At 74.1% G+C, this 13199-nt stretch carries 10 protein-coding genes; 4 read left to right on the forward strand and 6 right to left on the reverse strand.

What is annotated here, in order from left to right:
- Positions 1–15: 15 nt before the first annotated feature.
- Both PYR91_RS31895 and PYR91_RS31900 read right to left on the reverse strand, forming a co-directional pair.
- Complete coding sequence (locus PYR91_RS31895) at positions 16–1359, reverse strand: aldehyde dehydrogenase family protein (protein WP_279785884.1); 1344 nt, start codon at positions 1357–1359, stop codon at positions 16–18.
- A 2-nt stretch (positions 1360–1361) separates the two neighbouring features.
- Positions 1362–2747 carry a glutamine synthetase family protein gene (locus tag PYR91_RS31900; protein ID WP_279785885.1) on the reverse strand — a complete coding sequence of 462 codons (1386 nt, stop codon included), beginning with the start codon at positions 2745–2747 and terminating at the stop codon, positions 1362–1364.
- Positions 2748–2852: 105 nt separating this feature from the next.
- On the opposite strand from PYR91_RS31900, the gene PYR91_RS31905 reads away from it, so the two are divergent.
- The 3 genes from PYR91_RS31905 to PYR91_RS31915 all read left to right on the forward strand — a co-directional run bounded on the left by PYR91_RS31905 (position 2853) and on the right by PYR91_RS31915 (position 4908).
- The gene (locus PYR91_RS31905) at positions 2853–3575 is read left to right on the forward strand and encodes an FCD domain-containing protein (RefSeq protein WP_279785886.1); all 723 of its coding nucleotides are present in this window, start codon (positions 2853–2855) and stop codon (positions 3573–3575) included.
- A 40-nt stretch (positions 3576–3615) separates the two neighbouring features.
- Positions 3616–4623, forward strand: a complete 1008-nt coding sequence (locus PYR91_RS31910) for a hypothetical protein (protein ID WP_279785887.1) — start codon at positions 3616–3618, stop codon at positions 4621–4623.
- Positions 4624–4713: 90 nt separating this feature from the next.
- Positions 4714–4908, forward strand: coding sequence for a hypothetical protein (locus tag PYR91_RS31915; RefSeq protein ID WP_279785889.1), 195 nt, complete (start codon positions 4714–4716; stop codon positions 4906–4908).
- Between the two features lie 162 nt (positions 4909–5070).
- Here PYR91_RS31915 and PYR91_RS31920 read toward each other — a convergent pair whose 3' ends face one another.
- The 4 genes from PYR91_RS31920 to PYR91_RS31935 form a co-directional block, all read right to left on the reverse strand.
- Positions 5071–6774 (reverse strand): High-affinity nickel-transporter, encoded by a 1704-nt coding sequence (locus PYR91_RS31920; RefSeq protein WP_279785890.1) that lies wholly within the window; start codon positions 6772–6774, stop codon positions 5071–5073.
- Positions 6771–8090, reverse strand: a complete 1320-nt coding sequence (locus tag PYR91_RS31925; RefSeq protein ID WP_279785892.1) for a hypothetical protein — start codon at positions 8088–8090, stop codon at positions 6771–6773. The genes PYR91_RS31920 and PYR91_RS31925 overlap by 4 nt, the downstream gene beginning before the upstream one ends.
- Before the next feature lie 307 nt (positions 8091–8397).
- The gene (locus PYR91_RS31930) at positions 8398–9789 is read right to left on the reverse strand and encodes a DUF4331 domain-containing protein (protein ID WP_279785894.1); all 1392 of its coding nucleotides are present in this window, start codon (positions 9787–9789) and stop codon (positions 8398–8400) included.
- Positions 9790–9978: 189 nt separating this feature from the next.
- Positions 9979–11913, reverse strand: coding sequence for an ABC transporter ATP-binding protein (locus tag PYR91_RS31935; protein ID WP_279785896.1), 1935 nt, complete (start codon positions 11911–11913; stop codon positions 9979–9981).
- A gap of 173 nt (positions 11914–12086) precedes the next feature.
- Here PYR91_RS31935 and PYR91_RS31940 point away from each other — a divergent pair, with 173 nt between their 5' ends.
- Positions 12087–13103 carry a MurR/RpiR family transcriptional regulator gene (locus tag PYR91_RS31940; RefSeq protein ID WP_279785898.1) on the forward strand — a complete coding sequence of 339 codons (1017 nt, stop codon included), beginning with the start codon at positions 12087–12089 and terminating at the stop codon, positions 13101–13103.
- The last annotated feature ends 96 nt before the right edge of the window (positions 13104–13199 follow it).

Genomic DNA, 13199 nt, shown 5'->3' on the forward strand with positions numbered 1-13199 from the left:
GCCGCACCGGCCCGGTCAGTGGGCGATGAAGACGTTCTTGGTGTCGGTGAAGGCCGCCAGCGCGTCCGGCCCGAGCTCGCGGCCGAGGCCCGACTGCTTCACGCCGCCGAACGGCGTCCAGTAGCGCACCGAGGAGTGCGAGTTGACCGACAGGTTGCCCGCCTCGACCGCGCGTGCCATGCGCAGCGCGCGGCCCACGTCGCGCGTCCAGATGGAGCCCGACAGGCCGTACTCGGTGTTGTTGGCGATCTCGACGGCCTCCGCCTCGCCGGAGAAGGGCACCACGCCGACCACCGGGCCGAAGATCTCCTCGGTGAACGCGCGGTCGTCGAGCGACTCGTGGGTCAGCACCGTCGGCGGGAACCAGAAGCCCCTGCCGGACGGGCACGCGCCCTGGAAGTACGGGACGCCGGTGACGTAGGACGCCACCCGCTCGCGGTGCTCGGCGCTGATCAGCGGGCCCATGTCTGTGCCGGGCGCCAGCGGGTCGCCCACGGTGACGTCCGCGACGGCCTCGCGCAGCCGGTCGAGGAACTCCTCGTACACGGGGCGCTCGACCAGGATGCGCGAGCGGGCGCAGCAGTCCTGGCCGCTGTTGTCGAACACCGCCGAGGGGGCGGTGGCCGCCGCCCGTTCGAGGTCGGCGTCGGCGAAGACGATGTTGGCGCTCTTGCCGCCGAGCTCCAGCGTGACCCGCTTGACCGTCGCGGCCGCGCGGGCGGCGACCAGGCGGCCGACGTCCGTGGACCCGGTGAACACGATCTTCCGCACGGCGGGGTGCTCGACCAGCCGCGCCCCCGCGACCTCCCCGGCGCCGGGCAGCACCTGGAGCACCCCTTGGGGCAGCCCCGCCTCCAACGCCAGCTCGGCGAGCCGCAGGGCGGTGAGCGGCGTCCACTCGGCCGGCTTGACGATGACGGTGTTGCCCGCCGCCAGCGCCGGCGCCGCGCCCCACATCATGACGACCATGGGGAAGTTCCACGGCACGATCACCCCGACGACGCCGAGCGGCTCGGCGAACGTGAGGTTCACCCCGCCCGGCACCGGGATCTGCCTGCCGTGCTCGCGCTCGGGCGCGCCCGCGTAGTAGTGCAGCACGTCGCGGACGTTGCCGGCCTCCCAGGCGGCGTTGCCGGCCGTGTGCCCGGCGTTCGCGGTCTCCAGGGCGGCCAGCTCCTCGCCGTGCCGCTCGACCAGGTCGGCGAACCGCCGCAGCAGGCGGGCGCGGTCGCCGGGGGCGACCTCGCGCCAGGCGGGGAACGCCCGGCGCGCCCGCTCAACCGCGCGGTCGGTCTCGGCCACGTCGGCGAGCTCGACGTCGGCGAGCACCTCTTCGGTGGCCGGGTTGATGATCTTCATGCTCACATCCGCTCGAATCCGCGCAACAGCTCCCAGTCGGTGACCGCCGCGTCGAAGGCGGCCAGCTCGACCCGCGCGTTGTTCGCGTAGTGCTCGACGACCTCCTCGCCCAGCGCCGCCTTCGCGAGCTTGGAGCCCTCCCAGAGGGCGAGCGCGTCGCGAAGCGTGGCCGGCACGGTGCCGGCGCCGGAGGAGTAGGCGTTGCCGGTGTACGGCTCCTCCAGCGGCAGCTCGTTCTCGATGCCGTGCAGCCCGGCGGCGATCAGCCCGGCGACCGCGAGGTAGGGATTGACGTCGCCGCCCGGCACCCGGTTCTCCACGCGCAGCGAGGGCCCGTGCCCGACCAGCCGCAGCGAGCACGTGCGGTTGTCCACGCCCCACTTGACCGCCGTCGGGGCGAAGCTGCCGGGGACGTACCGCTTGTAGGAGTTGACGTTCGGCGCGTAGAGCAGCGTGAACTCCCGCATCGCGGCGAGCTGGCCGGCGATGAAGTGCTCCCCGGTCTTGGACAGGCCGCGCGGCCCGTCGCCGGCCATCACCATGCCCTCGCCGTCGGCCGTGCGCAGCGAGATGTGGATGTGGCAGGAGTTGCCCTCGCGGTGGTTCGGCTTGGCCATGAAGGTGATCGCCCTGCCCTCCTGGGCGGCGATCTCCTTGGCGCCGTTCTTGTAGATCGAGTGGTTGTCGCAGGTGGCGAGAGCCTCGGCGAACCGGAAGGCGATCTCGTGCTGCCCGAGGTTGCACTCGCCCTTGGCCGACTCGACGTACATGCCGGCCCCCTCCATGCCCAGGCGGATGCGGCGCAGCAGCGGCTCTACCCGGGCGCCGCCGAGCAGCGAGTAGTCGACGTTGTACTGGTTGGCCGGGGTCAGGTCGCGGTAGCCGCTCGCCCAGGCGCTCTCGTAGCTGGTGTCGTAGAGGACGAACTCCAGCTCGGTGCCGACGTACGCCGCCCAGCCGCGTTCGGCGAGGCGGGAGATCTGCCCGCGCAGGATCTGGCGCGGCGAGGCCACGACGTCGGAGCCGTCCTCCCACAGGACGTCCGCCATGACCAGCGCGGCCCCGTCCTGCCAGGGCACCCGCCGCAGCGTCGGCAGATCGGGCTTCATGACGAAGTCGCCGTACCCGCGCTCCCACGACGACATGCCGTAACCCTCGACGGTGTTCATGTCGACGTCCACGGCGAGCAGGTAGTTGCACCCCTCGGCGGCGTGGCCGAGCACCTCCTCCAGGAAGTACCGGGCGGACAGGCGCTTGCCCTGCAGGCGGCCCTGCATGTCGACGATCGCCAGGATCACCGTGTCGATCCGCCCGGCGGACACGTCTTCGCGCAGTTGGTCGACGGTGAGCACGGCGCTCCCTTCGCTAAAAGTCTGGAAACAGACCATTGGAGGCATGCAAGCACCAGCGCCGGTCCGCCGTCAACGGCCGTGGGCCCTCCGGCGGCGAAAGGACTAATCTTGCACCATTGAGGCGGGCAGAGGGAGGACACGATGGGCGCGCCGCAGCTCGTCGCGCTCCTGCGCCCCGTGCGGGCGGGCAACGCCTTCGAGGAGACGGTGGAGCGGCTCCTGCAGGCCATCAAGCTGGGCGTGGTCGCCCCCGGCGCCAAGCTCCCGCCCGAGCGCGAACTGGCCGCCCAGCTCGGCATCAGCCGGGTCACCCTGCGCGAGGCCATCGGCTCCCTGCGGGACGCCGGGTACCTCGACGTGCGGCGCGGCCGTTACGGCGGGGCGTTCGTGGTCTACGAACCGCCGCTGCCGCGCCACGGCGACCTGCGCAGGGCCGTCGCCGAGATGGGGCCGGGCGAGCTGGCCGACGCCCTCACCTTCCGCATGGCGATCGAGTGCGGCGCCGCCCAGGTGCTGGCCTCCACACCGCTGACCGACGAGCAGAGCGCCCTCCTGCGACGCCGCCTCACCGACGTCAACCAGGCCGAGCCGGCCGACTACCGGCGCCTGGACACCGCCTTCCACCTGTCGATCGCCGAGCTGACCGGGTCGAGCCTGCTCGCCACCGCGAGCGCCGACGCGCGGCTGCGGGTCACCGACCTGCTCAACGCCATCCCGGTGCTGGGCCCCAACATCGACCACTCCGCCGCCCAGCACGAGGCGATGGCCGAGGCGATCCTCTCGGGCGACCCGGAGGCCGCAAGGCGGGCCGTCGTCGAGCACCTGGAGGGCACCGCCGCGCTGCTGCGCGCGTTCCTCGCCTGAGCCGTGCACGCCCGGCGCGCCGTAGCATCGGAAGCGGGGGATGCCTGTGGGTATATGGGTCCAAGAGCGGATCATCGACAGCGGACGCCTGCCGCTGTTCTGTTTCCTGGTCGCGCTGATCGTGACGTTCCTGTTCACGCGCCTGAACGTGCGCCTGATCCGGGCCAAGGTCGGCTGGTTCAGGAACGTCAACGTCGGCGACGTGCACATTCACCACGTGGTCTTCGGCGTGGTGCTCATGCTCATGAGCGGGGTCGCCGGGCTGGTGGTCAACGGGATCTCCGCCGACGGGTACGCGCTGAGCGCGGCCGTGTTCGGCGTCGGCGCCGCCCTGGTGCTCGACGAGTTCGCGCTGCTGCTGCACCTACGGGACGTCTACTGGTCCGAGGAGGGACGCACCTCGGTCGACGCCGTGTTCGTGGCCATCGCGGTCACGATGCTGCTGCTCATCGGGCTGCGCCCGTTCAGCTGGGAGATCCCCGGCGTGCAAGACAGCGGGTGGTGGGCGCCGCTCCTGCTGATCGCGAACCTGCTGCTCGCGGTGATCACCCTGCTGAAGGGCAAGATCTGGACCGGCCTGGCGGGCCTGTTCGCGCCCTTCCTGCTCATCGTCGGCGCCGTGCGGCTGGCCCGCCCCGGGTCGCCGTGGGCGCACTGGCTCTTCGCGCCCGGCGCGCGGCGCCCGCGACCCGACAAGATGGCCAGGGCCCTGCACCGGGAGATCCGCTGGCGCCGCCCGGTGATCCGGGTCAAGATCGCCGTCCAGGAGTTCGTCTCCGGCCGCCACGACCTGCCGTCCGTCTGGAACACCGGCGAGCGCCTCGCCCAGCGCGCCAAGCGCGTCGCCCGCGCCGAGCCCGACAGGGGCCGCCGGACCCGCAGGAACCGCCGCGCCGACGTCCACGCGGAGCCGGACACCGGCCGCAGGAGCCGCGCCACGGACGCCCGCCACGAGCCGGCGCTCCAGCCGCCCCAGGAGGCCCGCCATGAGCCGGCGCTCCCCCCTGCCCCGGACGCCACCGAGGCCCCGCCCGGACGGCCGCGCTGACCTGCGTTGATCCCTAATGAAGCATGTTTCGCGTTCTGCGGGGGAGTGTGCGGGAGCGAACCTGATCAGCTCCTGGAAGGAACGATCGAGATGAGCCTGGTCGACAAACTGAAGTTCCGGATGCTCAAGGCCCGCGCCAAGCAGCGCCTGGGCGCGACCACCGGCAACCGCACCATGGCCGCCGAGGCGCGCACCGAGGAGGCCGAGGCCCGGCTGCTGGCGACCAAGGACAAGATCATGGAGACCGCCGACGAGATCCGCCGCGACTACAAGGTCCGCCGCTGAGCCCACTTCTGGAGCGGTGGCCCGGTCGCGCGCTCCTAGGGCGGCGGCCGCGTCGCGCACCCCTCGGGCGGCAGCCACGTCGCGGCGGCTCGGCTCCCCGATGACGGGGAGCCGCCGTCGTACGACCCCCGCCGCCGTGGCCGCCGAGGGCGTACCCCGCGGTCACAGGGCGCCGGCGAGGCTGCGTACGGCCAGGCCGGTGCCGAGTACGACGACCATGGTGGCGGTTCCCACCGGGGCGAGCCCGGAGACGCGGGCGGCCAGGCCCCGTCGAGTGAGGGCGAGTCGGTCCAGGCGGGCCGCGAGCTTCACCAGCAGCAGGCCGGTCGCGGTCAGGGTGGCGGCCATGCCGACCCCGTAGGCCGCGACCAGGGCCACGCCGAACCACGTACGGCCGAGGGCCGCCGCGCCGAGCAGCACGATCAGCGCCGACGGGCTCGGCACCAGGCCACCGGCCACCCCGAGCCCGACCAGCCCCGCCCGGCCCGGAGCCCCGTGTCCGTGTCCGTGCCCATGGCCCGCGGTCAGGTGGCCGTGTCCGTTCCCGCGTCCATCTCCCCGCCCGATCCCGTGGCCGTGCCCGTGGACCCAGGTCGCGTGGCCGGGCTCATGACTCCCGGTCAGGTGTCCGTGTCCGTGGCCGTGGGCGGCTTCGCCGGGGGGTCGGTGGCGGGTGCGTATGGCCGTCCACAGGAGGCGGGTTCCCAGTAGGACGATGAGCAGGCCGCTGGCCAGGCCCAGCCAGGCGAGGACCGACTCTCCCGCCACCGTCGAGAACGCGCTGATCAGCAGGCCCACCGCCAGGACCCCGGCGGTGTGGGTCGCCGTGACGGTGGCGCCCACCACCACCGCGTCACGCGGGCGGCCCCGGCGGCCGGCCAGGTAGGCGGCCATGACGGTCTTGCCGTGCCCGGGGATGAGCGCGTGCCCGGCGCCGAGCACAACGGCGAGCAGCACCGCCAGCAGGCCGAGCGGCACGGTGAGCGAGGAGCCTCCGATCAGGCCGGTGAAGGTGCGGTCGACCGCGCCGAGCGCCTCGCCGATCGGCCCGCCGATGCCCAGGGCGGGCAGGGATGGGGCACGCTCGGCGGTGGCGCCCGCTCCGGCCCCGGCCACGCGCAACGTCGCCGAGCGCTGGTCGAGCGGGTCGGCGAGCAGGTCGTCGGGGTAGGAGCGCAGCTCGCGGCTCACGCTCCGCTCCGCTATGCCGGACGGCGCCAGCCGCACCCCCTCGCCGATCGCCGTGATCTCGCGCCAGCCGATGCGGTCGGGCAGGAAGCCGTCAGAGAACACGATGGTGGAGGAGACCGTCGCCGGAGCCGACAGCGCGCACGTCAGGCGGCCGGTGCTGAGCCCGCCCTGCCCGGGGACGCGGTCGAAGGAGGCGGCGTCCACCCGCCAGGGGACGGGCCTGCCGTCCACGGCGAGCCGCTGCACCCGCGCCAGCGCGCCGCACGTGGCGGCGGCGTACGCGGCCCGTTCCCCGGGCGAGGCGTCGCCGGACCGGTCGGTGTCGACGCCGGCCTCTCCCTGGAGGGTCGGCAGCTCGGCGTAGTCGACGACCGCCGTGTTGCGGATCTCGCCCGGCAGCACCCGCAGGCCGTTGTAGTGGTTGACGGTGAAGTTGCCCAGCGGATGGGCCACGACGGCGGGGCCGTGGTTGACGGTCAGGCCGCTCAGCGGGTGGGCCGGGACGGCGGGGGCGTGGTTGACGGTCAGGCTGCTCAGTGGCTGGGCCGGGACGGCGGGGGCGTGGTTGACGGTCAGGCCGCTCAGCGGGTGGGCCGGGACGGCGGGGGCGTGGTTGGCGGCGAGGCCGGTCAGGGGGTGGGCCGCCATCAGGGCGGCCAGTGCTAGGGCGATCATGACATCCTCGCGAGGGCGGGCAGCGACGGGTCGAAGCGCGGGTTGTACCGTTCGGCGAGGGCCGACGAGCGGGCGGGGTCTCTTCCCAGCGCCTTCTCGATCGCCGCGCGGTGGTGCAGGAACAGGGCGTTGCGCCATCCGCTCGCGGTGGCCTCCCGCGCGTGGCCGAGAGCCCGGCGCGACTCGCCCGCCTTGTGCAGGGCCCAGGCCAGGGCGTCCGCCGCCACCGCGTTCGGGTTGCGCGCGTACTCGGCCTCGGCGTGCCGTACGGCCTCGGCCGGTGAACCGTGGTCGGCCTCGAACTCCGCCCACGTGAGATCGTCGCGGACGCCGGCGGCGGCCATGAGCGACTTCTGCGCCGCCAGCAGCGACCACTGCGGGCCCGGGTCGCGGCCCAGCTTCACCAGCACCTCGCCGTACTCCACGACGTACTGGGCGAGCGGCAGCCGGGCCACGACGGCGGCGTAGCCGTCGACGGCCTGGCCGAGGCGGCCGTCGAAGGCGGCGACGCGGGCCTGCCCCGCGAGGGCGGGGAGGTACCCGGGCGAGGAGGCCAGCGCCTCGGCGTACCGGCGGCCCGCGCCTTGGAGGTCGCCCGAGCGCAGCGCCAGCTCGCCGAGGCGGTACCGGCAGTGGGCGACGTCGTCGGCGGTGAAGGCGTCGCCGAGCGCCGCCTCCAGCATCCTGACGGCCTCGGCATGGTCGCCGCGCAGCTCGGCGTCGTAGGAGGCGCGGGTGAAGGACGCGACGCCGGGCCGCAGCTCCACCATGCGCCGGACGGCGTTCCCCGCCCGGCGCAGGTCGCCGAGCTGGGTGTGCGCGTCGGCGAGCACGCCGTACGCGGCGGCCCCGTGCGGGTTGGCGGACACCGCCAGCCGTGCCAGCCGCACCGCCTCGGCGAACTCGTGACGCCCGGCGGCGAGCGCGGCCCGGCCGGTGAGGACCGCGGGATCGGCCGGGGCCAGCCTCGCGGCCCGTTCGAGGGCCTCGCCGGCCTTGGCGTAGTAGGAGGGGTCGGCGGTGATCCTGGCCTGTTCGACGTACGCCGTCCCGAGGGATGCCCAGGCCAGATGGTCTTTCGGCAGCCGCCTCAGCCGCGCCTGCAGGGCCTTGGCCGAGCGAGACGGGTCCGACGAGAGGCGCCCCTCCCCGTGCGAGACGGCGGAGGCGGGGCCGGAGAGGGAGGCGGCGGGGCGCGGCGCGGGCGGCGTCAGCAGGGTGGCGCCCGCCGTCACCGCCAGCGCGACGCCCAGGGCGCCCGAGGCGATGACGGCCGCTTTGCGTGCGCTGCCGCGAAGGCGTGCGGGGTCGGACATGGTGCGTCTCCTGGTGGTTTCCCGGACATCGAGGGGTGGCGCCGGAGCGGCGCGGGCGCCGGCTGCCGCCCCTGGCGAGGCGGGGCCCGCCGGTTCTGGTCCATGGCGGTGGCGTGGGGCGTGGTGCCTGCCCTTGGGAGGGCGGGAGGCGGTGGGGGCCCGCCGGTTCTGGTCGACGGCGGTGGTGCGCTTGGTGCCCGCCCCTGGGAGGTCGGGCACCGGTGGGGGGCCCGCCAGGTCCGGCTGGCGGCCGTGGTGCGGGGCGCGGCCCCCGCCCTTGGGGGGGCGGGAGCCGGGCCGGGGGCCGTCAGTTCTGGTTGACGGCGGCGGCGCTGGGCAGCGGGATGTACGGGAACCGTGTCTGGAACGGCTTGTCGTTCGCGTCGACCTTGTCACCGGCGGCGAGCGCCTGGACGAGCTTGCCGGTCTGGGCGGCGCCCGCCACGGCCTGCAGCGAGATGTCGACCACGTCGTCGGTGAGGCGGCGGCCGTTCGGGAAGCCCTGCGGGTCGCCCCCGAGCACGCCGAGCCGGTCGGGGCTCGCCGCGGGCGGGATCGCCATGTTGAGCCGCAGCATCTCCGAGGGCCGGAACGACTTGGCGTCGACGTCCTTGTTGAGGATCTGCGAGTTCAGGTCGGCCTTGATGGGGCCGTTGGCCTTGGCGATGCCGGTGAGGAAGATCTCGACCAGGTCGGCGCGGGGCGTCTTGGGCGCGGGGATCTTGTAGATGCCCTCGAGCAGCCTGGGCAGCTCGGGGTTGGTCACACGCTTGACGACGGCCGGGATTCCGGCGTCCTTGTCGGGGCTGAGGGAGTTGAAGGTGTCCTTGAGCGCGGCGGGCACGACAACCTCGTTGACCAGCGGGTTGCCCAGGCGCGACACCTGGCGGTAGCCGCTCGGGCTCCACTTGTCGGTGGTGGCCCAGACGCCGACGACCGGGTTCCGCCCGGGGTCCGATTTGAGCGCGAGGTCCGCCTTGGGCACCTGCACCGCGAGGCTGTGCACGTTGTAGCCCTTGGTGGTGTCCTGGCCGACCTGCGACAGGTCGCCGCCGTACAGCAGGTCGAACACCCGCAGGTCCAGGAAGAAGGCCTCGTCGGCCTGGCCGGCGAAGGCCTGGCCGCCGCGCGGGAGCTTCTCCAGCGACTGGGCGCGGAGCGTGGCGTAGTCGGGCATCGAGGCGGCGCCGACGTTGCTCGGCGCGACGACGCCGTTCTTGACCAGGGTGGTCCAGCCGTTCTTCTCGTCGTACTTCTTGAGCGTGTAGCGCTGGCGGAACAGCAGGTTCTCGTCGCCGAGGGAGGTGACGGGGCCGTTGTTGTACAGGAAGGTGGAGGTGCCGCGCTTGTCCTGGTCGCGGAAGGTCCACTGGTAGACGACGTCGGGCTTGGCGTTGCCGTCGTTGTCGATCTTGATGTTGTACCGCGACCTGGTGTCGAACGTGTAGAAGTTCGGCCCGCCGACCGGCTCCTCGAACGGGATCCAGTTGGCCATGAGCGTGACGGTGTCCGGCTTGTCGGGGCTGACGAACGCGTAGACGTCGGTGTTGTCGTTACGCGGGTCGCCCGCGATCATCGGCGCCTCCCGGTGCGAGGAGGCTGTGCCCGTGTCGGGGCGGAGCAAGGCGAGTGATGAGACGGACAGCGCCCCCGCGACCGCCAGTGCGGTCAAAGCTCGCCGGTTGATCCGGAGCTCCATGTCGTTCGGTCCTCTCGGCCCCCGGTCGCCATGCGCGACCGGTCGTCGTCTGGTGGGAGAGGTCCGGCCGGGATCCTCACCATCCATACGGAGCCGTGAGACGAGCGGATTGGCCGCGTTTCCAGGGACGGCGAAGGTTTCCCGGAGCGGCCGAGCGGACGGCGGAGCCGGCCCGCCGGCTCGGCGGGGCTAGCCCTGCCGGCCGGCGGCTAGGAGCTGGGTGGCGGCCAGCTCGCGATACAGGCCGTCTTGGGAGACCAGCTCGGCGTGGGTCCCGGCGGCGCGCACGCGGCCGGCGTCCAGGACGACGATCTGGTCGGCGGTGGTGACGGTGGACAGGCGGTGCGCGATGACCAGCACCGTCGTGACGCCGGCGACCTCGGCGACCACGTCGCGCAGCCGCATCTCGTTGACCGCGTCGAGCTGGGAGGTCGCCTCGTCCAGCAGGAGCAGGCGCGGCCTGCGCAGCAGGGCCCGGGCGATGGCGACCCGCTGCCGCTCGCCGCCCGACAGCATCTGCCCGCGGTGGCCCACCGGCGTCTCCAGGCCGTCGGGCAGCCGCGACACCAGCTCCTCCAGCCGAGTGCGGCCCAGCACCTCGGCCACCTCGGCGTCGGTGGCGTCGGGCGCGCCGAACACGAGGTTCTCCCGCAGGGTGCCCGACAGCACGGGCGCGTCCTGCTCCACGTAGCCGAGGGAGGAGCGCCACGCCGCCAGGGGCAGGTCGCGCACGTCGTGGCCGTCGGCGGTGATGACCCCCGCGTCGGGCTCGTAGAACCGCTCCAGCAGCGCGAAGACGGTCGACTTGCCCGCACCGGACGGCCCGACGAGCGCCGTCATGCCGCCGGCCCGGAGCTCGAACGACACGCCGTCGAGCGCGCGCGGCCGGTCGTCCCCGTACCGGAAGGCGATGTCCGTGAGCGTCACCGACGCCGGCCCGTCCCCGATCGACGCCGGGGACGTCCCGGCGCTCACGCGGAGCGAGGTAGCGACGGCCGGGGCCGTGCCAGGTGCCGTAGCGTCGGCCGAGGCGGGCGTGACGGTGGCCGCCGTCCCGTCGGGGCTCGGCTCCGCCGCGGCGCCGGCCAGGGTGGGCGCGGGCACCGGCGCGGTCCCGTCCGGGGCCGGGGCCGCCGGGTCGGCGGGGTCGGACGGTTCCGCGGGCAGGTCCTCGACCTCGCGCAGGCGGGGGATGACGGCGAGGCCCGCCTGCAGCTGGATGGCCGCCTGGACGAGCTGGGAGATCGGCCCCATCAGGTAGAAGAGGTACAGCAGGAACGCGATCAGCGAGGACACCGGCAGGTCGCCGGCCGCCACCCGCACGCCGCCCACGCCCAGCACCGCGAGGAACGCGAGCTGCACGGCCAGCCACGTCGACGTCCCGGCGGCCGCGCTCCATCCGGCCGCGGTGAGCCCGCGCCGCCAGGCGGTGACCGCCGCCCGCTCCACCGCCTCGGTCTCGCGCCTCTCGGCGCCGGACGCCTTCACCGTGCGGAACGCCTGGAGCGAGCGGTCGAGGGTCGCGCCCATCTCACCCAGGGCGACCTGCGCCTGGTTGGTCGCGGCGCGGATGCGCGGCAGGATGACGAAGTTGATCACGGCGACCGTCACGAGCACGCCCATGGTGGTGGCGAGCAGGACCGCGTCCACGAACGCCATCAGCGCCAGGCATCCGATGAGCGTGAACACGCCGGTGACGCCCCCGGTGAGGCCGGAGCTGCACACGGCGCTCAGCAGCGTCGTGTCTGCGGTGACCCGGGACTGCAGGTCGCCGGGCTGCAGCCGGTCGACGTCGGGCACCCGCAGGCGCAGCATCCGCCTGACCAGGCGCAGGCGGGCGTTCAGCACGATGCTCTCGGCGGTGCGCTCCAGCACGTACCCGCCCAGGGCGGAGACGACGGCGCCGAGCAGGATGAGCACGCTCAGGGTGAGCACGGGGCCGGTCAGCGACACCTCGCCGCCGAACGCGTCGATCACGCTCTTGGCGAGGAGGGGCGTGGCCAGGCCGGCGAGGCTGCCCGCCAGCCCGAGCGCTCCTCCGAGGACCAGGGTCCACCGGTGGGGGCGGACGTGGGACAGCAGCAGACGCCAGGACGCGGCGCGTGAAGAGGTGGGGGCCGTCACGAACGGAGCAACGCGAGACGCGTAGTGTCGCGTTCCCGCCATTCCATCACGTACCGGACTCTATCCCTGAATGACATCATTCGCTGGGGCGGATTCCCCTGCCGGGCGGGATGAAGCGCGGCGGTCGCGACGTTGTGCACGCGGGGGATCGGACCCGGGGGCGGGAGGCGGAAGTGGCGGAAGGGCTCGAACGGCTGCTCCAGGGGAAGCGGTTGTCACCGGTCCAGCAACGCATCGCGCAGTACGTGGACGAGCACCTCCCGGAGGCGATCTTCCTGTCCAGCGTCGAGCTGGCCGTGCGCGCCGGGGTGAGCCAGCCGTCGGTCACCCGGTTCGCGATGGCGCTGGGCTTCGCCGGCTACCCGGAGCTGCGCCAGGCGCTCCGCCCGCTCGTGGTCGGCCGTGACGGCTCCCCGTCGGGGCAGGGCGCGGACGGGGCCGAGGGGCGGCACGACCCGGTCGCGCACCCTCAGGGGCGGCTCGACGGAGAGCGCGATCGGGGGACGGCGTACGGCCCGCCCGGCGACGCGGCGGAGGCGTCCGGGGGGCCGCTGTGCGCGGCGATCGACCACGAGATCCGCTCCCTCACCGTCATCCGCGACCACCTCGCCCGCGACGCGCACCCCGACGGCAGCGGCTCGCGGGGGCAGGACGGCGCGGGGCAGGACGCGCCGGACGACGGCGGGCTGGCCGCGCGGATCGCCGGGCTGGGCACCGCGCTGGCGGGATGCGAGCCGTTACCCGTGCTGGGCCTGCGCGAGGCGTCGGGCCCGGTGACGACCTTCGCCTACTACGCCCGGCGCATCCACCCGGACGTGCGCCCGCTGGTCCACGGCGGCTCGGAGCTGGCCGACGGCCTGCACGCCGCCCGCAGGGCCGGCGCGGAGTGGCTGCTCGCCGTCGTCCTGCCGCGCTACCCGGCGGAGGCGGTCCACGCCCTGCAGTACGCCGCCAAGCTGGGCTTCCGCACGGCGGCCATCGCCGACCGTGCGGACGTCCCCTTCCCCTGTGACGTGGTGCTGCCGGCGCCGGTGCGGCGCGGCCCGGTGTTCGACTCCCACGCCGCCCCGCTGGCCCTGGCCATGGCCCTGCTGGAGGCCATGGCCGCGGCGACGCCGCTGCGCACCAAGGCCCGCATCCAGGAGCACGAGCGCATGGCCGACGAGACGGGCGTGTTCCTCCCGTCCTGACCGGACGAGGCGGCGCGGTCCGGCGTCGCGAAGGGCGGGGCCCGACCCGTGCGGCCGCCGTGGCGGGCGGGTGACGGGGTCGCCGCTAGGGTGATC

Origin of the sequence: Sphaerisporangium sp. TRM90804, assembly GCF_029846175.1 — a bacterium.
Taxonomy (GTDB): domain Bacteria; phylum Actinomycetota; class Actinomycetes; order Streptosporangiales; family Streptosporangiaceae; genus Sphaerisporangium.